The sequence below is a fragment of the Sporosarcina luteola genome (assembly GCF_007991495.1).
Lineage (GTDB): Bacteria > Bacillota > Bacilli > Bacillales_A > Planococcaceae > Sporosarcina > Sporosarcina luteola.
Window position 1 is genome coordinate 24,342 of sequence record NZ_BJYL01000017.1, and the last position, 22,811, is coordinate 47,152.

23 protein-coding genes are annotated in these 22,811 nt (G+C 45.2%); 4 read left to right on the forward strand and 19 right to left on the reverse strand.

What is annotated here, in order from left to right:
• Positions 1 to 12: 12 nt before the first annotated feature.
• The 7 genes from SLU01_RS06960 to SLU01_RS06990 all read right to left on the reverse strand — a co-directional run bounded on the left by SLU01_RS06960 (position 13) and on the right by SLU01_RS06990 (position 5,205).
• Entirely contained in the window at positions 13 to 972 is a 960-nt protein-coding gene (locus SLU01_RS06960) for a 2-hydroxyacid dehydrogenase (RefSeq protein ID WP_147056671.1), read from the reverse strand.
• A 216-nt stretch (positions 973 to 1,188) separates the two neighbouring features.
• A complete protein-coding gene (moaA, locus tag SLU01_RS06965) occupies positions 1,189 to 2,199 on the reverse strand; it encodes a GTP 3',8-cyclase MoaA (RefSeq protein ID WP_147056673.1) in 1,011 nt (336 codons plus the stop codon).
• A gap of 5 nt (positions 2,200 to 2,204) precedes the next feature.
• Entirely contained in the window at positions 2,205 to 2,777 is a 573-nt protein-coding gene (mobA, locus tag SLU01_RS06970) for a molybdenum cofactor guanylyltransferase (RefSeq protein WP_147056675.1), read from the reverse strand.
• Positions 2,777 to 3,010, reverse strand: a complete 234-nt coding sequence (moaD, locus tag SLU01_RS06975) for a molybdopterin converting factor subunit 1 (protein ID WP_147056677.1) — start codon at positions 3,008 to 3,010, stop codon at positions 2,777 to 2,779. The genes mobA and moaD overlap by 1 nt, the downstream gene beginning before the upstream one ends.
• Positions 3,007 to 3,453 carry a molybdenum cofactor biosynthesis protein MoaE gene (locus tag SLU01_RS06980; protein WP_147056679.1) on the reverse strand — a complete coding sequence of 149 codons (447 nt, stop codon included), beginning with the start codon at positions 3,451 to 3,453 and terminating at the stop codon, positions 3,007 to 3,009. Before SLU01_RS06980 ends, moaD begins: the two co-directional genes overlap by 4 nt.
• A 1-nt stretch (position 3,454) precedes the next feature.
• Positions 3,455 to 3,961 (reverse strand): molybdopterin-guanine dinucleotide biosynthesis protein B, encoded by a 507-nt coding sequence (mobB, locus tag SLU01_RS06985; protein WP_147056681.1) that lies wholly within the window; start codon positions 3,959 to 3,961, stop codon positions 3,455 to 3,457.
• Complete coding sequence (locus SLU01_RS06990) at positions 3,949 to 5,205, reverse strand: molybdopterin molybdotransferase MoeA (RefSeq protein WP_147056683.1); 1,257 nt, start codon at positions 5,203 to 5,205, stop codon at positions 3,949 to 3,951. Before SLU01_RS06990 ends, mobB begins: the two co-directional genes overlap by 13 nt.
• Positions 5,206 to 5,266: 61 nt before the next feature.
• Here SLU01_RS06990 and moaC point away from each other — a divergent pair, with 61 nt between their 5' ends.
• Positions 5,267 to 5,764, forward strand: a complete 498-nt coding sequence (moaC, locus tag SLU01_RS06995; protein WP_147056685.1) for a cyclic pyranopterin monophosphate synthase MoaC — start codon at positions 5,267 to 5,269, stop codon at positions 5,762 to 5,764.
• Positions 5,765 to 6,129: 365 nt separating this feature from the next.
• On the opposite strand, the gene SLU01_RS07000 is transcribed toward moaC, so the two are convergent.
• The 12 genes from SLU01_RS07000 to ric all read right to left on the reverse strand — a co-directional run bounded on the left by SLU01_RS07000 (position 6,130) and on the right by ric (position 19,453).
• Positions 6,130 to 6,645: a MogA/MoaB family molybdenum cofactor biosynthesis protein gene (locus tag SLU01_RS07000; protein WP_147056687.1), complete on the reverse strand. Its 516-nt coding sequence runs from the start codon at positions 6,643 to 6,645 to the stop codon at positions 6,130 to 6,132.
• Positions 6,646 to 6,657: 12 nt separating this feature from the next.
• On the reverse strand, positions 6,658 to 7,677 hold the full coding sequence (locus tag SLU01_RS07005; RefSeq protein ID WP_147056689.1) for a ThiF family adenylyltransferase: 1,020 nt from the start codon (positions 7,675 to 7,677) through the stop codon (positions 6,658 to 6,660).
• 47 nt (positions 7,678 to 7,724) lie between these two features.
• Positions 7,725 to 9,236 carry a nitrate/nitrite transporter gene (locus SLU01_RS07010; protein WP_147056691.1) on the reverse strand — a complete coding sequence of 504 codons (1,512 nt, stop codon included), beginning with the start codon at positions 9,234 to 9,236 and terminating at the stop codon, positions 7,725 to 7,727.
• A gap of 50 nt (positions 9,237 to 9,286) precedes the next feature.
• Positions 9,287 to 9,808 carry a hemerythrin domain-containing protein gene (locus tag SLU01_RS07015; RefSeq protein WP_246110914.1) on the reverse strand — a complete coding sequence of 174 codons (522 nt, stop codon included), beginning with the start codon at positions 9,806 to 9,808 and terminating at the stop codon, positions 9,287 to 9,289.
• A 25-nt stretch (positions 9,809 to 9,833) separates the two neighbouring features.
• The gene (locus SLU01_RS07020; protein WP_147056692.1) at positions 9,834 to 10,481 is read right to left on the reverse strand and encodes a response regulator; all 648 of its coding nucleotides are present in this window, start codon (positions 10,479 to 10,481) and stop codon (positions 9,834 to 9,836) included.
• On the reverse strand, positions 10,478 to 11,545 hold the full coding sequence (locus SLU01_RS07025; protein WP_147056694.1) for a sensor histidine kinase: 1,068 nt from the start codon (positions 11,543 to 11,545) through the stop codon (positions 10,478 to 10,480). Before SLU01_RS07025 ends, SLU01_RS07020 begins: the two co-directional genes overlap by 4 nt.
• Positions 11,529 to 12,005: a GAF domain-containing protein gene (locus SLU01_RS07030; RefSeq protein WP_147056696.1), complete on the reverse strand. Its 477-nt coding sequence runs from the start codon at positions 12,003 to 12,005 to the stop codon at positions 11,529 to 11,531. The genes SLU01_RS07025 and SLU01_RS07030 overlap by 17 nt, the downstream gene beginning before the upstream one ends.
• A 25-nt stretch (positions 12,006 to 12,030) precedes the next feature.
• A complete protein-coding gene (gene narI, locus SLU01_RS07035; protein WP_147056698.1) occupies positions 12,031 to 12,723 on the reverse strand; it encodes a respiratory nitrate reductase subunit gamma in 693 nt (230 codons plus the stop codon).
• Positions 12,716 to 13,285, reverse strand: coding sequence for a nitrate reductase molybdenum cofactor assembly chaperone (gene narJ / locus SLU01_RS07040; protein WP_147056700.1), 570 nt, complete (start codon positions 13,283 to 13,285; stop codon positions 12,716 to 12,718). The genes narI and narJ overlap by 8 nt, the downstream gene beginning before the upstream one ends.
• A complete protein-coding gene (gene narH / locus SLU01_RS07045; protein WP_147056702.1) occupies positions 13,278 to 14,891 on the reverse strand; it encodes a nitrate reductase subunit beta in 1,614 nt (537 codons plus the stop codon). Before narH ends, narJ begins: the two co-directional genes overlap by 8 nt.
• Positions 14,881 to 18,552 carry a nitrate reductase subunit alpha gene (locus SLU01_RS07050; protein ID WP_147056829.1) on the reverse strand — a complete coding sequence of 1,224 codons (3,672 nt, stop codon included), beginning with the start codon at positions 18,550 to 18,552 and terminating at the stop codon, positions 14,881 to 14,883. The genes narH and SLU01_RS07050 overlap by 11 nt, the downstream gene beginning before the upstream one ends.
• A 202-nt stretch (positions 18,553 to 18,754) precedes the next feature.
• A complete protein-coding gene (gene ric, locus SLU01_RS07055; protein WP_147056704.1) occupies positions 18,755 to 19,453 on the reverse strand; it encodes an iron-sulfur cluster repair di-iron protein in 699 nt (232 codons plus the stop codon).
• Positions 19,454 to 19,770: 317 nt separating this feature from the next.
• On the opposite strand from ric, the gene SLU01_RS07060 reads away from it, so the two are divergent.
• The 3 genes from SLU01_RS07060 to SLU01_RS07070 all read left to right on the forward strand — a co-directional run bounded on the left by SLU01_RS07060 (position 19,771) and on the right by SLU01_RS07070 (position 22,662).
• Positions 19,771 to 20,793, forward strand: coding sequence for a LytTR family transcriptional regulator DNA-binding domain-containing protein (locus tag SLU01_RS07060; protein WP_147056706.1), 1,023 nt, complete (start codon positions 19,771 to 19,773; stop codon positions 20,791 to 20,793).
• Positions 20,794 to 21,109: 316 nt separating this feature from the next.
• Entirely contained in the window at positions 21,110 to 21,958 is an 849-nt protein-coding gene (locus SLU01_RS07065) for an ABC transporter ATP-binding protein (protein ID WP_147056708.1), read from the forward strand.
• Positions 21,955 to 22,662, forward strand: coding sequence for an ABC transporter permease (locus SLU01_RS07070; protein ID WP_147056710.1), 708 nt, complete (start codon positions 21,955 to 21,957; stop codon positions 22,660 to 22,662). Before SLU01_RS07065 ends, SLU01_RS07070 begins: the two co-directional genes overlap by 4 nt.
• Positions 22,663 to 22,811: the final 149 nt, after the last annotated feature.

Here is a 22,811-nt window from a genome sequence, read left to right on the forward strand (position 1 = left end):
TATTTTACTACCTTAACCAACTCGATTCGCAGGCTCCCTGTCTTCAAGTACATCAATGATCGCTTGTGCATTCAACTTCATCATTGCATGCCGCGTTTGCACAGTCGCGCTGCCAATATGCGGAACTGCTGTGACGTTCGGCAAAGTGAGCAATGGATGACGAACGTGGACAGGCTCCGTCTTGTATACATCCAGACCTGCTCCCCAAATTGTCCCGTTTTTCAAAGCTTCATAAAGCGCCACTTCATCGACAATTCCTCCGCGTGACGCGCTGATAAGCGTGGCGGTTTTCTTCATTAACGAAAGTTCTCGTTCGCCGATCATTCCTTCCGTCTCTTCTGTTAATGGCGCTAAGATAAGGACGTGGTCAGCTTCATGCAGCAAATCGTCGAGGTTCGCAACAAAATCTGCCCGTACTTCCGCATTCTCTTTACGGTTTCGATTATGGTAAATCACGCGCATATTAAATCCTTTCGCCCGCCGCGCAACCGCCTCGCCAATCCTTCCCATACCGATGATCCCAAGCGTTGTCCCATTTACGTCCATTCCGGTGAAGCCCATAGGCGTCCATGAATGCCAGCCGCCGCCACGCAATTCCTTCTCGGAAGATGTCATCTTTCTGGCTGTTGAAAGAAGCAGTGCGAAGGCAAGATCAGCTGTCGTTTCCGTCAGCACGTCAGGCGTATTCGTAACGATAATCCCCTTTTCTTTTGCTGCTTGAACGTCAATATTATTAAAACCGACCGCCATATTGGCGATGATTTTTAAATTCGGTGCATTGTCCATCATCTCGCTATTGATTGTATCCGTGAGCATCGTCCACAGGGCATCCACTTCTGCCGCTTCTTTTTTTAATAAATCAACAGGGACCGCCTCATCTTCCGAATCCCACATCCGGATATTGAATTTCTCTCTTAACGGTTCCACACGTTCATCGGGCAGTTTCCTTGTAATAAACACAGTTGGTTTCAAACCTATCCCCTCCTGTTCCGCTTTCCTCTATAGTAGCACAATTCTGCCAGTTGATTTTTCCATTCACATAGATTGTTTAATGGTATTTTTATTGATCATTTCCCGGAAGTTATCGATCATTTCCCAAGATATATTGTCATTTTGTGACCTAAGACCTACCCTTGCTACACCAAAAAACACCCCACAGCCAATTAAAGGCCGCGGGGCGTCACAAAATCATCCACCAATATAACTCATGTTGATCTTCTTCCGATTTTTCACCGTCTGTTCCGTACGCTCGTCAGAATAACGGTCGCCGCGGCCTTGCCAGACACCCGTAATCGCTTCGAGCAACTCTTCGTCCGTCAATCCACTCCGGATCAATTCCCGTAAATCAAATCCGTCCGAAGCAAACAAGCAAGTATACAACTTCCCGTCCGATGAAAGCCTTGCCCGCGTGCATGTCGAACAAAATGATTCCGAAACCGATGTGATGAAACCGACTTCTGCCCCGTTGTCCAAATAACGGTACCGCTTCGCTACTTCACCGTAATATTCTTCTTCAGCAGGCTCCATTTCGTATTCTGCGCGCAGCATTTCATAAATTTCCTTCTTCGTAACGACCTTCTCAAAACTCCAGCCGTTGTCATTACCGACATCCATGAACTCGATGAAGCGCAATGTGATGCCGCGTTCTTTGAAATACGCCGCCATCGGAAGGATCTCACTTTCATTGACTCCTTTTTGCACGACCATATTCATCTTGATCGTGAAGCCGATTTCCTTTGCCCGATCGATGTTCTTCAAAATCAATTCGGGTTTGATACCACGCCCGTTCATTTTACCGAAAAGCTCTGGATCCATCGCGTCGAGGCTCATGTTCAAACGGCGAAGGCCCGCATCATACAGCGGCTGTGCGTATTGCCCAAGCAGTACGCCATTCGTTGTCAGTCCGATATCCTCGATTCCTTCGATTTTCGTCAGCTTCGCGATCAAATCGGGCAGCCCCCGCCGCATTAACGGTTCGCCGCCTGTCAGGCGAAGTTTTTTCACACCAATAGAAGCAAAAAGTCGCGCAAACCGCTCCATTTCTTCGAATGACAATAGCTCATTTTTCGGCAAGAATACATAATCATCCCCGAAAATCTCCTTTGGCATGCAGTATGTGCATCGGAAATTGCATCGATCTGTCACCGAAATTCGCAAATCCCGAATTGGGCGGCCTAATTTATCTATAATCGGTTCCATACTCGTCAACTCCTTTCCAAGATGTCCGGCGTGTTCACATTCATGAAGGGTTGAAGAGTTTCATCTTCCGTTAGCAATCCGCCCTCAATCCACCGGACTCCATGTTTTTCCTGGACGTCCATGACCCGCCGATTTCCATTTTCAAGCGCCTCACGTAAATCTCGCAAAGCAGCGTCATCCCACACGGATACGAGAGGATGATATTTCCCATCCACGACGACAGCCGTCACGCCAGAACTATGGCATTCTAACAGCCGCCCGATCACATCCGCCGTCATGAACGGCATATCGCAAGGCAAAACAATATATCGATCAGCCTTCACCTTTTTCATCCCCGACAAAATTCCAGCAATCGGACCTTGTCCCGCGAATTCTGCGATATCCGTCGTCACACACAATTCATCCGGAAACCTTTCCACTAATTCCGGTCGTGTCACTATGACGATTTCCTCACAAAACGGCGACAAAGCAGCTATCGACAGTTCATAGAAATACCTGTCTCCCCATTCGGCAAACGCTTTTGGGGAACCAAACCGGCTCGACATTCCGCCAGCAAGAACAATGCCTGCCGTTTTCATCAGCCACCACTAACCGGAGGTATGAAGGCACAAACATCACCTGAATGGATGACGTCTTCCTTTAATGCATACTCTTCATTCACTGCCACTTGAACATTATCCGCTCCGAACCCTGGGTAGGATTCTTCTGCCCAGTCCAGCAATTCAGCAACTGTCATTGAATCGCGGTCTAGTGTCTCTTCCCCTTTTCCGGTCAACTCACGCAATCTCGCAAAATAATTCACTTTAATCATTTCTGCTCTACCCCCTTTTCCGGATATTTCTTCTGCGCGCCAATCCACTCTTCCCCATCTTCCCAAATTTCCTTTTTCCAGATAGGCACTACTTCTTTTATCCGATCAATCGCGTATTCATTCGCTTCATAAGCCGCCTTTCGATGCGGTGACGAAACAGCGATGACGACTGCGATGTCTGAAATTTGGAGTTCGCCGATCCGATGCGCAATTGCAACACGCACGCCCGGCCATTTCGCTTCCATCTCCGCTCCGATTTCCGCCATTTTCTTTTCCGCCATCGGCACATACGCTTCATACGATAAATATAACGTCTTCACACCATGCGTCCATTCCCGTACGTTGCCCGTAAAAACGACCACAGCGCCGGCCGATGGATGCAGCACATAGTCCATGTATTTCTGAACTTCTATCGGTGTATCCACAATTTCAAAAGGCTTCATCTTAATCTTCCTTTCCGAGCCATTCCAAAAACCAATCATCAATCCGCTCCGTATGCTCTCGCGAATCAATATGGGAGCTATCCGTCTCGATTTCAGAGCACCCGATAACGAGCTGCCTGCCTTGCAAATTTTGAAGCGCATCCCAGTCATCTTGATTGCGAAGCAGAATTACTTTATCTCCATATTCCTTTTTATATCCTTCTATTAATAACACATCAGGTTCTCCAAACGAAGCCATCTTTTTCAACGTTTCAAATCCAGGCTCTTCATTCAACATCAACTGAGCCGCACCGCCACCCGCAACAAGCGCGGCATCCGCTCCGTCAGCCAAAAACGTCATCGTATCCGTCCCATCGTCAGGCATTTCCGGCTTCCCGCCATGTCCATGATGCTTCAGCACAGCGACATTCAAACCTTTTTCCTTCAATAAACGGACCCATCTCGCAACGAGTGTCGTCTTACCGCTATTTTTAAAGCCAACGACATGCAGTGTCTTCACAATGTCCACTCGCTGACGCCTTGCTCACTGCCTAAAAGCAAGATGTCGATCTCGTCTCCCATACCATATCCTCGCGTCCCGCTTGGCAGTACGATCAGACAATTCCCCCTAGCGATGGAAGAGACTGCATTGGATTTATTAAAACCTGCAGGCACGGCTTCAATGCCGGCTTCAGTGAATGTCCAAGTCGCACGGATGAAGCGCGTAAACGGATTTGGCTTTGTAAAATCCTCGCCCAATTTCGCTGTCATCCTTGGCATGAAAGGCGCGGTTCCACCCATCATCGCAAGTATGGCGGGTCTTGTAAACAATTCAAATCCCGTGAAGCAAGCAGATGGATTACCGGAAAGCCCGAACAATAATTTATTGCCAAGCACCGCAACAGTCGTCACACTTCCTGGACGCATTGCGACTTTATTGAATAAAACCTCGGCGCCGAGCCGCTCGTAAATCGCCGGCAAATGATCATAATCACCGACAGAAACGCCGCCCGTCGTTATGAGGAAATCCGATTCCGCAATGGCCTGTTCGACAATTGATGTGCAGGCGTCCAAATCATCCGCCGCCATCCCGTATGAACGATAGGCAATACCCATCCGATTGAGCTGCCCTTTGATCATCGGTCCATTGGAATTCCGGATTTTCCCCGGCACCAGTTCGTCTTCCACTTCAAGCAATTCCGTACCGGTCGATAAGATTCCTGCAACCGGACGTTTCGCTACTTTTACTTGCGCGTAACCGAATGTCGCAAGCAAAGCAATTGTCCCCGGATGAACGAGCGAACCCGTTTCGATCAGGAGCTCGCCTTCTTTGGCGTCCTCGCCTTTGTAGGAGATATTCTCACCCGCTTCAAAAGGCTTCCTCAACGTGAATCCGCCGTCCATCTCTATTGCCTGTTCCAACATGACAACCGCATCCGCGTTTTCTGGAATTTGTGCGCCCGTCATAATCCGATATGCTTCCTTTTCACCAATCGGCTTGTCTCCGACATAGCCGGCACCGATTTCTCCAATGACCGTGAGTGAAACCCGGTTATCGCCAGCTGCTCCTGCGGAATCAAGTGACCGGATGGCGAATCCGTCATAAGGCGATCGGTCAAAAGGAGGTACATCATGTTTCGCGATGATTGGCTCAGCCAACACTCTTCCGTATACCTGTTCCAAGTCGATCATCTCTGTTCCTAAAGGCATTGCGTGCTCCATTACGAGTCTGACAGCATCTGCTACGGGAATCGGTTTTCTCATTTCCACCATTTCGAATCCTCTCCTATCTTCTGCTATACTAAGAGTACTATGTTTGAGGGGAATGAATCCAATGTCTGAATTGACGCATTTCAACGAACAAGGACGCGCCAAAATGGTCGACGTCTCCGATAAAGCCATTACAACCAGAACAGCCATCGCCACTTCATCCATTCTTGTGAATGAACTGATCCACTCCCAAATTACAGAGGGGACGAATAAAAAAGGGGATGTCTTCGCCGTCGCACAAGTCGCCGCAGTCATGGCAGCGAAAAATACTTCATCGATTATCCCAATGTGCCACCCGCTCGCATTGACCGGCGTAGATGTCCACTTTGAATGGCAAATCGACGAATCGAAAGGCCATTATGAAGTGCTCATCCAAGCCGAAGTGAAGACAAAAGGCTTAACCGGTGTCGAAATGGAAGCCCTCACCGCCGCTTCCGCCGCTGCGCTTACCATTTACGATATGTGCAAAGCTGCCGGAAAAGAGATGGTCATCGGCCCAACGATGTTGCAGAAAAAGACCGGCGGGAAGAACGGTGACTTTGAGCGTACGATTTCTGAATGAGAACTCTTCGGGAATGAATGAGAACTCTTCGACGGTGAATGAGAACTCCAAGCCAATGAATGAGAACTCTTCGGCGATGAATGAGAACTCCATAGCTTTGAATGAGAACTCCATAGCTTTGAATGAGAACTTCTGGTCCGTAAACGAGAACTCTTGGTCCGCGAAGGAGAACTCGCTACCCTGAAAGGAGAACTCCTCCGTCGGCGCGCCGGTTTCCCGTAGGTAAAAAGTCATGAAGTGACGATAACTTTCGAAAAGTGACCGATAACTTCCCGAAAGTGAACGATAAAATTGTGACATTGACCGATACCGCCCGGAAGTGACCGATAACTCTAACAAGCAGCACTTTTCGCCGTCCAAACCCGCTACTCCTTCCGATGCTTCGTCAATTCATGTACGATATGATGAAGCTCTGGAAGGATTAGTTTATCCATCGCCAATTTCACTGCTTTTGATGAACCTGGCAGTGCGAATAGCACTTTATCGTCAATCGAACCCGCAGTTGCTCGGCTCAATAAAGCCTTTGATCCCACATCTTCCGTATAGCTCAGAAATCTGAACAATTCACCGAAGCCATCGATTGTTTTCGTGAAATACGGAGTCACCGTTTCAATTGTCACATCGCGAAAACCGATCCCAGAGCCTCCCGTTATGATAATTGCCTCAGCTGCTGCATCGCCGAGCCACTCTTCCACGTTGCGGGATATCTCCGTCGGCTCATCGGTGCAAATCCGGTAGTCAACGATCTGATGGCCGGCTTTCTTTGCCATCCGGATGATCGTTCCGCCGCTTTTATCCGTTTCCTTATCGCGCGTATCGCTTACCGTCAATACACAAATCGCAATCGCCCTTTTCTTCTCCAACTCCGATAGTTGAGACAAATCGTCTTCCCCCTACCCAAAAAATTGATGATACAGCTTCCTGCCTTCTTTCATATCTCTTAACCCATGAATGAGCAATCTTCCATTTTGGAATAAAACACAACGATAGCCTTCTGCATGGAACTCAACGAAAAACGGTGTCATTTTATAATCCGTGCCTAATCGTTTTGCAACTTGCTCGCCGTCATTTAATGTCAAAGTCCGGCTGCTATCTGGGATAACTTGAACCGTCTCCCTGCCGCATAAGACAGCATAGTTCGTACCTTCAGCTCTATTGAGGGAAGGATATGTAGGCTCAGCTCCGCAAGTTTCACAATGCTCATTCCGTATCCTCGAAATCCCCGCTTCGACTTGGGTGTTGTTCCACAAATCGAAATGAAGGAGCTTTGTCATCATCGCATCTTCATTGCCCGTCAGCCATTTCAGTGCTTCAGCAGTTTGCCGAGCGGCAACGGTTTGAACAGCAGGTGCGATGATGCCGGCAGTATCGCATGTTTCATTCACCGAAGGAAGGACTGGCAATAAACAGCGAAAGCAAGCTGATTTCTCCGGAATGAACGGAAATACAGTCCCTGAACTTCCGACGCAAGCACCATGAATCCAAGGGATGCCTTTTTTCCACGCGACATCATTCATCAAAAGCCTCGTTTCAAAGTTGTCCGTCGCATCCATGATCAAGTCTGCATCCGCAGTTATTTCCTCTAGCATCGGACCATCGACATGATCGAGAACCGTGCGAATATCGCAGTCTTGACGGATCTCTTGTAATCTACGTTTTGCGGCTACTACTTTAGGCATGCCACTAAGCGCGTCTTGTTCCGTAAACAATTGCTGTCTTTGCAGGTTGGACATCTCCACATAATCCCGATCTGCAATGGTCAGTTTGCCGATTCCGGCTCTGACAAGCATTTCGGAAATGGGCGATCCGAGTGCGCCGCAGCCAATTATGACGACATGTGCATCCTGCAAACGCTTTTGCCCTTCTGTGCCAATCGGCTTGAACAGGGTCTGTCGTGAGTATCTGTTTTCCATTTCCCCTACACTCCCTTACCTTTAAATACGGTAAGGGCTACCAGTCATTACGACCGGTCGCCCTCTTTTGGTGAAGGTGTAATATCGCTGAATGTACCTACGTAACGCTCCACGTCACCGGCACTGTTTTTAACAGCGTTGATGGTTAGAAGTTCCAAGTACTCTCTGCCATCTTTTCGTCGATTCCAAATTTCACCTTGCCAATGTCCCACTTCACCTATTTTATTCCACATCTTAGCGTAAAAATCCTTTGTCTGCCTTCCGGAACTGAGGACATTCGGATTGTTTCCAACTACTTCTTCCTCACTATAGCCTGTCAGACGTGTGAATGCGGGATTGACGGAAACGATTTTTCCGTCCGAATTTGTAACGAGAATTCCCTGCCCTGTCGAATCGAACACTTCCTTTGAAAGGGAGAGGCGATCCATATAGTACAGCCAAACGACGAGCACGAGGCTGACGAGTGCGACTTGGGAAAACGCCATGAATCCGATGGAGTATGAGCCGGTCATCGAGTGGATTGTCGCCAAGAGTAATGGAGGGAAGAATCCGCCTAAACCGCCCATCATGGAAACGATCCCGTTGACAATACCTGCTTGTTTATTGAAATAGAATGGGACGAGTTTGAAAATAACACCGTTCCCGATTCCCGCCATTGAGGCAATTAAAATACTTCCTACTGTATATAGCCCGATTCCAGGTGAGAAGGCCAGAATGATTGCAGCTAATGTCAGACCTGCAAAGCTGCCCATCAGCAGGAATAATGGCTGGAATTTATCCGCAAGCCAACCGCCTACAGGGCGAAGCAAAGTCGCCACGACGATGAAACCGGCTGTCCGCATACCTGCATCCACTTTCTCCAAATCGAAATAAGTGACAAGGAAGTTCGGTAGAAAGACCGTGAATGCTACAAATGACCCGAACGTGATGAAGTAGAATAAAGAGAAGAACCATAGCTTCTCGTTTTTGTATACGCCTTTGATCTGCTCGATCATTGGGGCTTTCGACTTCACTTCAGCTTTGTCACCGAATATGAAATTCAATACGGCAAAGATAAGAAGCAAAATTAGATATAGCTTGACCGTTGCTGACCAGCCGATTTGTGTCGCGATGACGGGTGCTGCGAATGTCGATACGGCTGTACCGATATTCCCCATCCCGTAAATACCGTTGACAAGTCCGTGTTTTTCCTTCGGATAGTACTTCGGCAATGACGTTACACCGACTGAAAAGACTGCCCCACCGATTCCCAGGAAGGTTCCTCCGATGATCAGCCCGGTGAATGAAGATGTTTCACTTATGTAAAACACCGGGAACAACAGTAGGATGAAACTGATCATGAAGATAATCCTTGCGCCAAATACGTTTGCATAGTACCCGAGCGGCATCCGTAAGATTGACCCTAATACAACAGGAACTGCCGTGACAATCGCTAATTTTTCTGGTGCTATGGCAATATCCTCGGTGATGAAAGGCAGCAGGGAGGAGATTAATACCCATACCATGAAACCGACAACAAGGTTGGCCGTCTGTAATGGCAATTGTATTTTCTTAATCATTTAAATCAGTCCATTTCTGAAAGTAGTGAACTTCACTTCAGGATTTTCAACTATGAAATAATGGATGTGTATAAGTCATCGAATAATTGATCCTGCTCCGTAATTCGAAGCGTGTTGATGACCATTGGAAAAACGATCGATTGTTCCTTGACGAAATGAATTGTAATTACTTCAAACGCTTCACCGGCATCCTTCACGATATCCTTCATTTCCTGAAGGGATAGCTCATTAAGGTTTCCGAGTGTGTGATGAAGGAAATGACCTATATACGAGTCGATTTCTTCATGTTCATCTTCAAGTGCACGAATTGGACCTTGCTCATCACCGATATATTTCGAAAGCAGCGGGAAAAGGATTTCCTCTTCCTTTTCAGTATGATTTTTCAGCGGTTCGATGAATTCAATGATCAATTTCCGCAATGTCTGTAATGCTTCACGGGCTTCTTCTTCATTATAAATATCCCGTTCGAAGCCGAGGACGATCGTATGCCATCCATCCATCAAATACGATAAGTAATTATGTTCGTTTTCAAGCACCCGCAATGCAGGCAATTCAAACTGAAATTTCTTCACAGTCGTCAACAATAGCACCTCCTGATCAGAAGTTTAGAAACTTCTTTCTTAACGCATATTCAACTAGCTCCGGTCTGCTCTTTAAATTCAACTTCTCCATAAGTTTCGACTTATGTGCTTCGACCGTTTTGACGGAAATGTAGAGCATTTCTGCAATTTCTTTATTGCCATACCCTTTTGCAACGAGCGGCAAGACTTCAATTTCCCTTTTCGATAAGATTTTATACGGATCAGTCTCCACTTCACCTGAATCCTTCTTAACGAATTGGCGGACGAGTGACGTTGCCATGGAAGGATGGATATAGGTGCCTCCGTCATAGACCGTCCGGATTGCCGAAAGCAGCTCCTCATCCGGTGAATTCTTCAATACATACCCGGATGCTCCGTTTTTTAATACATGGAATAAATACTCTTCATCATCGTACATCGTGAGAATTACGATTTTTGTGTTAGGAAAATCTTCTTTTATCTTCCCGGTTGCGATTAAACCGCTCTCTCCGGGAGGCATGCTCAGATCCATCAGCAGAATGTCAGGTTGATATTTTGCAACCTGATCGTATGCTTCTAACCCATCCGCCGCTGTCGCTACTACTTCCATGTCATTTTGATAGTTCAAAATATGCATGAACCCGCTGCGAACAACTGCATGATCATCGGCAATGATGATTTTCATTCGCCGTTTCCTCCTTCCAATACCGGAACTTCCAATTGGATCATTGTACCTTTTCCAATTTCAGAGGTAATGTGGAGGCGGCCATGAACGAGTTCTGCCCTTTCTTTCATGCTGTAAATACCAAGTCCCGTGCCTTGTGGATCGGAATCTTGCAAATCGAATCCTTTGCCTTCATCGGCGACAAGTAGATGAAGGAATCCATCCGCCACATGCAGACGGACGACAAGTTCATCGACATCTGCATATTTCAAAGCGTTGAACACGGCTTCCTGGCAGATCCGATAGACAACCGTCTCAATTTCTCCTCCGTACCGCTTTGCTTCAAGCTCAGGATGAAAATGGATGATCAGCCCATAATTTTTTTCAATCCATTTAAAATGCGTACGGAAAGCTGCTTCCAACCCTAGATCATCAAGAGTGGCCGGACGCAATTCAACGGAAAGATGACGGATATCATCCAACAGCCGCATGAGCGAACCTTCCGTCTGTTGCACTTTTTTCAGCACTTCTTCATCGACGTTCATATATTTCAACACACGCAAATCGACTAATGAACTAAGCATTTCCTGCGCGACACTGTCATGCAGCTCACGCGATATTCGTTTACGTTCATCCTCTTGCGCTTTGATGACTCGCTGCATCATCATTTTTTGATTTAATTCTTCTTGTGTCTTGAATTGCTGTGTTAAATCCCTCAACATGAATACCCGGATGCCGAATTGCTCGTCGATCGTCTGAATGCTTGCCGAGTAAGGAATGATCCCTCTTCCTTTTGTATCGAAATATACTTGGAAAGAGCTGATATTTTCATCAGGATTGGACATATAGCAAGATTGGCAAGTCTGCAATTCATCCGTGCTTGTATAACCTTTGCATGTTTTGCAAATCGCCCCTGTACTGCCTGCCATCATTTGCTCATAGACATCGGTATCCAATATTTCCTCGGCGGCCCTATTCATCGTAATAACCTTTCCTTCTCGGTTAAAAAAGAAGATGGCTTCATCAGAATTGCCATATAGGTTCAACAAAAGATTCGACAGATCCACATTACTGAACTGATTCATCTTTCACCATCTCCTTATCATAAAACGGGCCAAATTTCTTGCCGATTTCCTGCTTGAACTGTTCGAACTGCTCCACTGTCAATCCTTGATTCTTACGATAACCGACGAGCATGACACCATTAACACGGTTATATTTATAGAGAGGGATGGCTCCGAAGCTTTTGAGCCCCTCCGCTACGACTATCGGATAGTTGAAGAGGTTATTGGTGCCTAATTCATTCAATGCATCCCCGATATACATCGGTTTGCCTGTCTTGAATACAAGGCCCGCCACTCCTTTCCCCGATTGCAGTATGATGCGTCGATGCCTTTCGCTTTGGTTCCCCGTTACGTATGCCCACTTCAATTCAAATCCACGCTCCGGCGTTTGGACGAGCGCGATACCGACATAGTCGAATCCGAATAACTCTTTTAAGCGCTCAATCTCCTGTTGAAAGTTAAATCCCACCCATTCTTTCATACTCATTACTCCCTATAGAAAATCTTTATCTTTTGCCCGCTTTTGCAGGTGACCTTCTATACAGGATATAGCTCCTGCCCGCATAATTCAATGGGACGCTCCATACGTGGACAAGCCTTGTGAACGGCCACATTGCAAAAATGAGAAAGCCGCTAAGAATGTGTAATTTGAACGTCAATGGAGCAGCAGCCATATAGCCCGCTTCCGGCCTAAAGATTAGCAATGAACGGAACCACACAGAAATCGAATCACGGTAATCAAACCCAGGATTCAAATTATTTGTTACAAGAGACGCATACACCCCGATGAAAACGATGAACAGCAACAAACTGTTTACGATCATGTCAGAAGCAGAAGAAAGCTTCCGCACATTCCGATGAGTAAAACGGCGTGCCGTAAGGATCAACATCCCTGCAAGAGTGACGACTCCGAAGAATCCGCCTCCCCAAACAGCGCCCATATGGTACATATGGTCACTGACGCCAAGCGCCCGCGTCCACTCTTTCGGAATTCCGAGTCCCGCTACATGACCGAGAATTACTGGGATAATACCGATATGGAACAACAAACTTCCAATCATCAATTGTTTTTTCTCAATGAATTCACTGGATTTTGCCGTCCATCCGAACTGGTCATGTCGATACCTGAAAATATGGCCGACGATAAAAACTGCCATGCAGACGTAAGGGAAAATCACCCATAGAAATTGATTACTCATTAGCAGGAACCTCCTGTTGGATACAAGACTTGAATACCTCCCTCATGCCTTTGATGAGGTGGAAGTATGGACTTTCATATTTTTCAAGTGCCTTCATTAAATGATAAGATCCGTCTTCCAACACAGCTAATAACATCGAAAAGCTTTGTTGGGCACGTGGATCCCCTTTCCAATCTGCAGCGTAGATGAATTCGCACATGAGCGGAAGAAAATCTGATAGTTCATTGTCCGGCATGACTAGACCAAACATCTCATAGAGCACTTTCAATCTGGCAAGCATCTGACCACGCTCTTTCGAGTCTTCATATTTCACAAAGGTCATGAAAAGCGTAGCATCTTTTTGGAAATCAAATATGTTAATGTACATCTCCTGGATTTCCTCGAGACTATAGGCATGCATTAATTCCCAATATTTCTTCACATGTGGGTAGGAAGGATCGGAAGAGTCGATTGACTCTTCCAATACCAATGGATGAAAAGTTTGCTTCTCCGGATACGATAATTGGTTAGCGAAAAAACCGAAGACGCTTTTTTCTTCGTACAGACGGTCCAGGTTAATCACGCCAGATCCCCCCATAGAAGTTTTCTTCATAAATTTCTTTACCTGTCTTTCCTGTTGGCTGTGCAACAGCGCCACAACCGCTGCAATCGCCGTTAGCATCATACATGGAATAGCTGAACTTGCTCGGGCTCGGATCAATGCTTTCCCCGTAAGTGCCCATCTTTTCGTTATAGCCGGCAGATCCTTGAGAACGATAGACATTCATCGTTCCTTCTTTATGGGAAGTCGGAATGACGAAACGGTCTTCATACTTCGCAATAGCCAGTAAACGGTACATTTGTTTTGTTTGCTGTGCAGTTAAGCCGACACGTTCAAGACGGGATTCATCAAATTCTTTACCGGACGATACAGCTCTCATATAAGAGCGCATCATCGCCATACGCTGAAGTCCTTGTTTCACGGTTTCCGTATCACCTGCCGTTAGCATATTTGCTAGATATTGAATCGGAATTCTCATCTCTTCGATTGCCGGGAAGATCATATCAGGATTTTTGATGGAATCTTTTCCTTCAAAGTAGTTCATGATCGGGCTAAGCGGCGGCACGTACCAGACCATCGGCAATGTGCGGTATTCCGGATGCAATGGGAATGCCAATTTATATTCAATCGCCAATTTATAAACCGGTGAGTTTTTCGCTGCATTGATCCAATCCTCTGATATACCGTCCTTCAAGGCCTGTTCAATAACTTCAGGGTCATGCGGATCTAGGAATAAATCACATTGCGCCTTATATAAGTCTTGCGGATCTGGAGTCGAAGCCGCTTCCAGAACACGATCCGCGTCATATAGAAGTACGCCTAAATAACGGATTCTTCCTGTGCACGTTTCAGAACAGACTGTCGGCAATCCAGCTTCAACACGTGGGAAGCAGAATGTACATTTTTCCGCTTTGTTCGTCTTCCAGTTAAAGTAAACTTTTTTGTAAGGGCAACCTGTCGTACAATAACGCCAGCCACGGCATGATTCTTGGTCGACAAGCACGATACCGTCTTCATCACGCTTGTAGATTGCTCCAGCTGGGCATGAAGCTACACAGCTTGGATTTAAACAGTGCTCGCAAAGACGCGGTAAATACATCATGAATGCCTGTTCGAAGTTAAATTTGACTTCTTCTTCAATTTTCTCGATGTTCGGGTCTTTTGGTCCTGTGATGTGGGCTCCTGCTAGCTGGTCCTCCCAGTTCGGTCCCCACTCAAGATCCATATAGTCTCCTGAAATAACAGATTTGGCACGCGCGACAGGCGTATGTTCACTTTCCGGCGCCATCGTCAATTTTTCATAATCATATGTCCAAGGTTCGTAGAATTCCTTAATCTCCGGCATATCCGGGTTATAAAAAATTTTACCTAATGCAATTTTTGAAAGCTTCGAACCTGATTTTAATTCGAGTTTGCCATTGCGGAGATGCCAGCCGCCTTTATAAAGTTCCTGGTCCTCCCAACGTTTCGGATAACCGATGCCCGGTTTCGTTTCTACGTTGTTAAACCACATATATTCTGCACCTTCACGGTTCGTCCAAGCCGTTTTACATGTAACACTACATGTATGGCAACCAATACATTTATCCAAATTCATGACCATTGCAACTTGCGCTTTAATTTTCAAGCCAGTTGACCTCCTTCATCTTGCGGACCGCTACATATTCGTCCCTCTGGTTTCCGATTGGTCCGTAATAATTGAATCCGTAACTGAGCTGCGCGTAACCACCGACCATCTGTGTCGGTTTCATGTGAATTCGAGTAGGCGCGTTATGGCTTCCTCCACGTTCCTCTGTAATCTCAGACCCAGGCACTTGAACATGTTTATCTTGCGCGTGATACATGAACATCGTACCCTTAGGCATTCTATGACTGACAACGGCACGTGCTGTAACGACACCGTTTCGGTTGTACACTTCAAGCCATGCATTATCATCAATATCATGCTCTTTTGCGTCAAGATCGGAAATCCATACAGTCGGTCCACCACGGAACAATGTCAGCATATGCTGGTTATCCTGGTAGGTCGAGTGGATGTTCCACTTGCCGTGCGGCGTCAAATATCTTAAGACGAGTGCATCTTGACCGCCGACGACTTGCTTATCTCTAGGTCCAAGTACCATTGGCGGCAACGTTGGCTTATAGACTGGCAATGATTCACCGAAATCTAAGAACAGTTCATGGTCGATGTAAAAATGCTGTCTTCCAGTCAATGTTCTGAATGGTACAAGCCTTTCAATATTCGTCGTAAATGGCGAATAGCGTCTGCCCAATTTGTTCGAACCACTAAATACCGGTGTCGGGATGACTTCTCTCGGTTGCGCCGTGATACTTGCGAATGTAAAACGCTCCGCGGCGCGGTCTGCAGAAATGTCTTTCAGTTCAACGCCCGTATCCTCTTCAGCCGACACGAAGGCTTTTTGGGAGACGCGTCCGTTTGTCGCTGACGAAAGTGTCAACATTGCTTCAGCCGCATTTTTTGCTGTATAAAGCTTCGGCAAACCGTCTTTGATCGTATCATCGTAATAGACCCCATTGATGCCCTTCATCATTTCGTATTCTTCCGCCACCGAGAAGGACACGCCGTGCGCTCCTACTTTCCCTGTCGCAAGCATCGGACCGAGCGTAATGTATTTGTCATACACTTTTGTATAATCCCGTTCGACAATCGTTAACCCCGGCATCGTCTTGCCCGGTATCGGTTCGACTTCACCTTTCTTCCAGTCCTTCACTTCTCCGTAAGGCTGGGCGATTTCTTGCACGGAGTCATGTGCAAGCGGCGTCGTCACTAAGTCTTTGTACGTGCCAGGCAAATGTGTAGTGGACATTTCTGAAAATGTTTCTGCAAGTGAACGGAAAATATCCCAGTCTGAACGAGATTCCCAAAGCGGATCGACCGCCGGATTGAACGGATGGACGAACGGATGCATGTCAGTGGAAGAAAGGTCCACTTTTTCATACCATGTTGCCGCCGGCAGAACTAAATCCGCGTATAGCGGCGTAGCCGTCATCCGGAAATCGAGAGCGACTAAAAGATCCAACTTCCCTTCCACATCATCACGCCAAACGATTTCTTCGGGTTTCATATCCTCATTCGGACGAGCTAGCAAACCTGACGAAGCGCCAAACAGATGCTTCATGAAATACTCTTGACCCTTCGCCGAACTAGATACAAGATTTGAACGCCAAACGAACAATGATCTTGGGAAGTTTTCCGGTGCATCCGGATCTTCAACTGCGAAGTTAAGCTTGCCGGATTTCAATTGATCGACTGTGTAATTAACAATTTCCTCTGTCGTTTTCTTCCCGGCTTTCACAGCCTCTTCGGTGAGCAGCAAACTGTTTTTATTGAATTGCGGATACGATGGCAGCCATCCTAGTCTTGCGGCAAGAACGTTATAATCCGCAGGGTGCTCATAGCGCGATTGATTGCCTAGCGGTGAAGTTAAAGCACTCGTTCCACCTTCTTCGTATTTCCATTGATCCGTCGCAAAGTAGAAGAACGATGTCCCGTTCTGCAAACGAGGCGGCGCCTGCCAATCCCTTGCAAATGCAATTGTGCTCCATCCTTCGATTGGACGGCATTTTTCTTGACCAACGTAGTGGGCCCAGCCGCCGCCATTGTTTCCTTGTGAAGCAGTAAGGGTAACAAGATTTAATATAGCGCGGTAAATCGTGTCACTGTTAAACCAGTGATTAATACCGGCTCCCATAATGATCATCGATCTTCCACCTGTATCGATTGCATTTTGCGCGAACTCACGTGCAATCTGGATGACCAATTCCGGTTTAACGCTCGTCACTTTTTGCTGCCATGCCGGCGTGTAAAGGGACTCTGCATCGTCATACCCTTTTGCATCCCATTTACTGTTTGAGCGTCGGATGCCATATTGACTCATCATGACGTCATAGACAGTTGCGACAAGCCGCTCCGTACCATCCGCAAACGTGATTTTCTTTGCTGGGATTGCACGGGTGAAAACTCCGTTGCCTGTGTTATCGAAGTAAGGGAAATGAATTTCTTTCCACTCGGCACCATGGTCAAGTACAGACATGGCAGGTTCGACTTTAGACCCGTCTTCATTTTCAAGAATGAGGTTCCATTTCGCTTCCTTCTCCCAACGCTGTCCCATTGTTCCGTTCGGCACGATGATTTCTTCTTTCGCTTCATCAATGATGACCGGCTTCCATTCTGCATGCTCGCTCTCTTGGCCTAAATCACTCGCGCGCAAGAACCGTCCGGCTTTATAAGCCCCTTCATGCTCGTCAAGCGTGATAAGGAATGGCATATCCGTAAATTGCTTTGCATAATCGAGGAACATCGGCTCTTTCCGCTGTTCATAAAACTCATCCAAGATAACGTGGGTCATCGCCTGAGCGACAGCTGCATCTGATCCTGGGTTTGGAGCAATCCAATCATCCGCATGAACGACACTTTCCGCGTAATCCGGTGCTACAGATACTGTTTTCGTACCTTTGTATCGGACTTCTGTCATGAAGTGCGCATCCGGCGTACGTGTCAATGGAACGTTGGAGCCCCACATGATGATATAACCTGCATTGAACCAGTCACTTGACTCAGGTACATCCGTCTGCTCACCCCAAATTTGCGGCGAAGATGGCGGAAGATCCGCGTACCAGTCATAGAAGCTCAACATTTCTCCGCCCAATAACGAAAGGAAACGTGCGCCTGAAGCATAACTGACCATCGACATCGCTGGAATCGGCGTAAAGCCTGCGATACGATCTGGGCCGTATTTTTGGATCGTGTAAATTAATTGCGCAGCAATCAGAATCTTTGCGTCACGCCAGTGGATACGGACATGGCCGCCTTTACCTCGTGCTTTTTTATATTCCGCTGTTTTTGCTGGATCTTCCACGATGCTCGCCCAAGCTTTAATAGGATCTTTCTGCTCCGTAAGCGCCGCATTCCACATACGCCATAATTTCCCCCGTATGTATGGATATTTTACTCGCAACGGGCTGTATTCATACCATGAGAAGGACGCACCACGCGGGCATCCACGCGGTTCGAATTCCGGCATATCAGGACCGCAAGATGGATAGTCAATCTGCTGGTTCTCCCACGTAATGATCCCGTTCTTCACAAAAACCTTCCAACTGCATGAACCTGTGCAGTTTACACCATGCGTCGTCCGGACAACTTTGTCATGTGACCACCGTTGACGATACATGTTTTCCCAATCCCTGCTCTTTTCTTCAAGTACCGACCAGTTCCCGGAGTAACGTTCAACTGGTTTGAAATACTTCATGCTAAACTTGTTCATAGACATTGGATAAGTTCACTCCTTCTTTACAGATGATGTAGAGTAAGGGTATCTACATTACTTCGTTTTCCTTATACCCTATATGTTAAAGATTAATCGGAATAGTACCATTAGGGTTTTCCCTATACCGTTAACCCTTCCCCCCTATACAGCAAAAAAGTCACCATTTCGGCAACTTTTTTGTCCTTATTCATTAATTTGATTAGATTGCTTCGCGAACCCTATCGAATAGAACATTATTTTCTAAGTGGACGTGTTCGAAAGTCTCTTTTTCTAATTGCTCCAGCCTTGCATAGACAAGCCGATACGTGCCACACGCACTTTCAGGCGGTGTAAAACCATTAGTAATTTCCCTTAATTCATGAAGAAGACGACCGGCGTTGTCATGCTCCTCTTCAAGTTCGAATACATGAGGTTTTACTTTCTCCTTCAATTCATGTGTCGGATTTTCCAGAAATTCAAGAATGAGCGGGAATACGTTTTGATCTTCATCTTCCGTATGCTCAATTAATTCAGCTCGCAAAATCTTATAAATTTCTTGGATTCTTAAAAGATGAGGATGGTTTTCGCCATGCACACGTGCCACTTTAGTGACATATGGCGCGAGCAAAGGCAACTCTTCACGCAATCCGGCATGATATTTCTCTTGAATATAAGCAACCAATGTCTTTGCACCGAATGATGAAGGCTCAAGGCTATTTCGCGTATCCCTTTTTTCTTCGATTAACTTTACGCTTTTTAAGACCTCTTCAGGTTCTAAATTCCTTTGTTCCGCAGCTTCCTTCAATGGTATCTTCCCACCGCAACAGTAATCTATCCGCAAGTTTCTGAACAAATCCGCGCTTTGTGGTAATGCTGTTACGATATCCGAAACTTGAGTGTCGATTGTTAATGAAGTCATTCTAAATTCCTCCTAATGTTATTTGATATTTATTGATAACAATTCTCAATCACAATGATAGTCAACTACTAGTCGAAACGATATTAGGGAAATGCCTATTTCCCTTTTTCCCTTTCGTCTATTCCATCATAAATAAGGATGAGTAGTAAGAATGTGATGTATATCACAGTTTTTGAACTGTCACAAATTGTTCAACAATGGTTTTTTATCGACTCTCAACAAAACGGAGATAAAACCTAAAATGGAAACTTCATAGTTATCACTCAACTGCTATAATACGAGTATTAGAGAGAAATTAAGGAAATGAGGTTTACTAGATGTCACTTCAATTTATAAATGCGGAAAAAAGGGTAAATGATACAGTTGTTTTTCCTTCATTCAATTTGAATGTCGATACCGGAAAGGTAATTGCCTTGTATTCAAGTGTCAATGTAAGGGAACAGCTGATCAATTTGCTGCTTGAAAAGACAAGACTGTCAAATGGTCAAATCTTATTTTCAAATACTCCCGAAGAAATCGGATTCCTTTTCTTAGATAGCGGATTATATGAACGACTCACAGTCAAGGAGACAATACAGTTTTCAAAACGACTATATGGAACAACTATTCCAGTGGGAGAGACATTACGCAAAATCCAGTTGGACTCCAAACAAAATGTGAAGATCAACCGTCTCTCCCATTCAGAGAAAAAACGGGTACAGCTCGCTTGTTTACTTATACATAACCCTTTCATTTACATTTTAGAAGAACCCGATCAAAACCTGGATCTTGAAACAAAACGGATATTCATCTCAGTTTTGAACGAACTTAAAATACAGAAAAAGTCAATTTTAATATTAACAGGGAATTTAGAGAGTGCTATAACTTCATCGGATGAAGTTTATCGGTTAGATGAAAATGGACTGCATAATGTGCAAATCCAAGAAAAAACGGATGGTAACGAGGAGCAGCTTGAAAAAAATAACGAATTGGAGGAGCAAGCTACAGCTGTAGTCCAACCCGTACGATTTGAAAAGATTCCTACGAAAGTGAATGAAAAGATTGTACTATTTGATCCTATTGAAATTGATTATATTGAAAGCAATGAAGGTCAGTCATTTTTGCATATTAAGGGAGAATCATTTCCAAGCGTGTTCACGTTGAATGATTTAGAACAACGACTACTCCCCTTTGGCTTCTTTCGCTGTCATCGCTCGTATATCGTTAATCTTCAAAGGGTGCGAGAAGTGATTACTTGGACGAGAAATAGCTATAGCCTTGTGTTGGAGGATGCGAAGAAGTCTACTATTCCTTTATCAAAAACTAAAATGGCAGAACTTAAAGAAATGTTGGGACTCTAAACTTGTAGAAGCTTGTCCTATTTCCCCGGAAATATTCGACAATTTAATTCCTAAACTGCGTTAAAGAAATCACTTTGAACAGTTGCTTTCTGTCTAGTTGGAGGCACTACCTTCCACTCTTCATAATGAAACTTGTTATGAAGAGCTGTGGCCTTACATTTAAAGTGGAATATCAGTGTTCATTCAACCCTAAAACGGCTCCACTCACCTTGAATATGACTCTTTTCATCGAAGATATGATGCTCCCTCATTCATTTCCTAGTAATCTGAGATTGCAAATACGAAATGGACGACAATTAGTTGGAGGAGGATACAGATGGAAAACATTATTGAGGTGAAAGGCTTGGCAAAAATCTTTGCTAACCAAACAGCACTTGAAAGCGTTGACTTCCAAGTTAAAAGAGGCGAAATATTCGGTTTTCTAGGACCGAGTGGATCAGGGAAAACAACTACTATTAAAATATTGACGGGGCAATTGAATCCAACAAGCGGAATTGCGAAGGTCTTTGGAGAACCTGTTTCTATGTTAAAGAAGCCAACATCTCGAAATCGCTTTGGCGTTCTGACAGACAATAGCGGCCTATATGTAAGATTATCGATATATGACAATTTAAAGCTCTATTGTGATTTATATGATGTGCCTCATAAGAAAATCGAAGAGGTATTGGAATCCGTTAATCTATTAGATGAGAAAGCGAAACGGGTTTCTGCATTGTCAAAAGGTATGAAACAACGAGTGACGCTTGCTCGTGCTTTACTTCACGAGCCTGAACTTCTATTTTTGGATGAACCTACTTCGGCATTGGATCCTGTGAACACGATGCATATTTACAAAGGGTTGCGTGCTCTTAATGAGAAAGGAACAACAATTTTTCTAACGACGCATGATATGCAAGAGGCAGAAACGCTATGTGATAGGATTGCTTTCTTAAATAAAGGAAAAATCCAGTTATTGGATACACCGAATAACCTTAGAAAGCAACATTCTGATTCAACGATTACAGTCGAGCTGACAAACGATGAGAAAATTGTGATCCCGGCAGGCGATGAAGGGGCGCAGATATTGTTTGAACATATGAATCGAAACGAAGTAGCTACCATTCATTCGAACGAGCCGACTTTAGGTGATATTTTTGTAAAAGTGACTGGGAGGGAATTGTTATGACTTTTTCATGGAGACGGATGACCGCAATTTTATTTAAGGATTATAAGGACTTTTCAAGGAATATGGCTGTATCAGTTGTCATTTTCATGCCGCCTATATTAGCTGCCTTATACGGCCGGATGGGTGTCGATTCCCTTGATGCGTACTATATGGTTTTTAACATGACGTTTGCAATGGTGGGCGCTTTTGTTCAAAGCTGCTTAATCGCTGAAGAAAAGGAAAAGAATACGTTACGCGGCCTTATGCTATCCCCCGCTAACACTGCTGAAATATTGAGCGGCAAAAGTTTACTTTCATTCATTTTGACAATGGTCGTCATAGTGGTATGTGCGTTCCTTTTCGATTACTATCCGCAAAACGTTTTCATTACTTTAATTGCTCTAACTACATCTGCTCTATTCTATATTGTTTTGGGCACATTGGTAGGACTTTTCGCAAAATCGGTAATGGAAGCGTCTGTCTATGTATTGCCTGTCATCGGCATATTCACATTCGGCTCATCCATCACTGCATTTGCCGATAAATATCCTCTGTTAAAAGTGGCTAACTATATGCCGAACGCCCAGCTAATTGAAATTGCTACGGCGGTGGAAACAGGTGCAGGATTTGGTGATATCTTATCAAATTTGAGCATTATTCTTGCTTGGCTTGTTGTGTTTGCAGTTTTGACTATTGCTATCTATCGGAAAAGGATGGTGGATTAATATGAAACAAGCAATGAAGCTTTTAGTAGGCTTTGGTATAGGTGCAGTTGTCTTCTTTATCTATAGAACATTTTTCTAATAACTAAGTGTTTCTGCTATTCTATTTACCCGACAATAACTATAGTAGTATGTATACAAGATTAACTGTT

Excerpts from the sequence above, each read along its gene's own strand:
- moaA (WP_147056673.1), bottom strand. The coding sequence starts at position 2,199 with ATGGAACCGATTATAGATAAATTAGGCCGCCCAATTCGGGATTTGCGA.
- mobA (WP_147056675.1), bottom strand. The coding sequence starts at position 2,777 with ATGAAAACGGCAGGCATTGTTCTTGCTGGCGGAATGTCGAGCCGGTTT.
- moaD (WP_147056677.1), bottom strand. The coding sequence starts at position 3,010 with ATGATTAAAGTGAATTATTTTGCGAGATTGCGTGAGTTGACCGGAAAA.
- SLU01_RS06980 (WP_147056679.1), bottom strand. The coding sequence starts at position 3,453 with ATGAAGCCTTTTGAAATTGTGGATACACCGATAGAAGTTCAGAAATAC.
- SLU01_RS06990 (WP_147056683.1), bottom strand. The coding sequence starts at position 5,205 with ATGGTGGAAATGAGAAAACCGATTCCCGTAGCAGATGCTGTCAGACTC.
- moaC (WP_147056685.1), top strand. The coding sequence starts at position 5,267 with ATGTCTGAATTGACGCATTTCAACGAACAAGGACGCGCCAAAATGGTC.
- SLU01_RS07005 (WP_147056689.1), bottom strand. The coding sequence starts at position 7,677 with ATGGAAAACAGATACTCACGACAGACCCTGTTCAAGCCGATTGGCACA.
- SLU01_RS07010 (WP_147056691.1), bottom strand. The coding sequence starts at position 9,236 with ATGATTAAGAAAATACAATTGCCATTACAGACGGCCAACCTTGTTGTC.
- SLU01_RS07020 (WP_147056692.1), bottom strand. The coding sequence starts at position 10,481 with ATGAAAATCATCATTGCCGATGATCATGCAGTTGTTCGCAGCGGGTTC.
- SLU01_RS07025 (WP_147056694.1), bottom strand. The coding sequence starts at position 11,545 with ATGAATCAGTTCAGTAATGTGGATCTGTCGAATCTTTTGTTGAACCTA.
- SLU01_RS07030 (WP_147056696.1), bottom strand. The coding sequence starts at position 12,005 with ATGAAAGAATGGGTGGGATTTAACTTTCAACAGGAGATTGAGCGCTTA.
- narI (WP_147056698.1), bottom strand. The coding sequence starts at position 12,723 with ATGAGTAATCAATTTCTATGGGTGATTTTCCCTTACGTCTGCATGGCA.
- SLU01_RS07050 (WP_147056829.1), bottom strand. The coding sequence starts at position 18,552 with ATGAACAAGTTTAGCATGAAGTATTTCAAACCAGTTGAACGTTACTCC.
- ric (WP_147056704.1), bottom strand. The coding sequence starts at position 19,453 with ATGACTTCATTAACAATCGACACTCAAGTTTCGGATATCGTAACAGCA.
- SLU01_RS07060 (WP_147056706.1), top strand. The coding sequence starts at position 19,771 with ATGTCACTTCAATTTATAAATGCGGAAAAAAGGGTAAATGATACAGTT.
- SLU01_RS07065 (WP_147056708.1), top strand. The coding sequence starts at position 21,110 with ATGGAAAACATTATTGAGGTGAAAGGCTTGGCAAAAATCTTTGCTAAC.
- SLU01_RS07070 (WP_147056710.1), top strand. The coding sequence starts at position 21,955 with ATGACTTTTTCATGGAGACGGATGACCGCAATTTTATTTAAGGATTAT.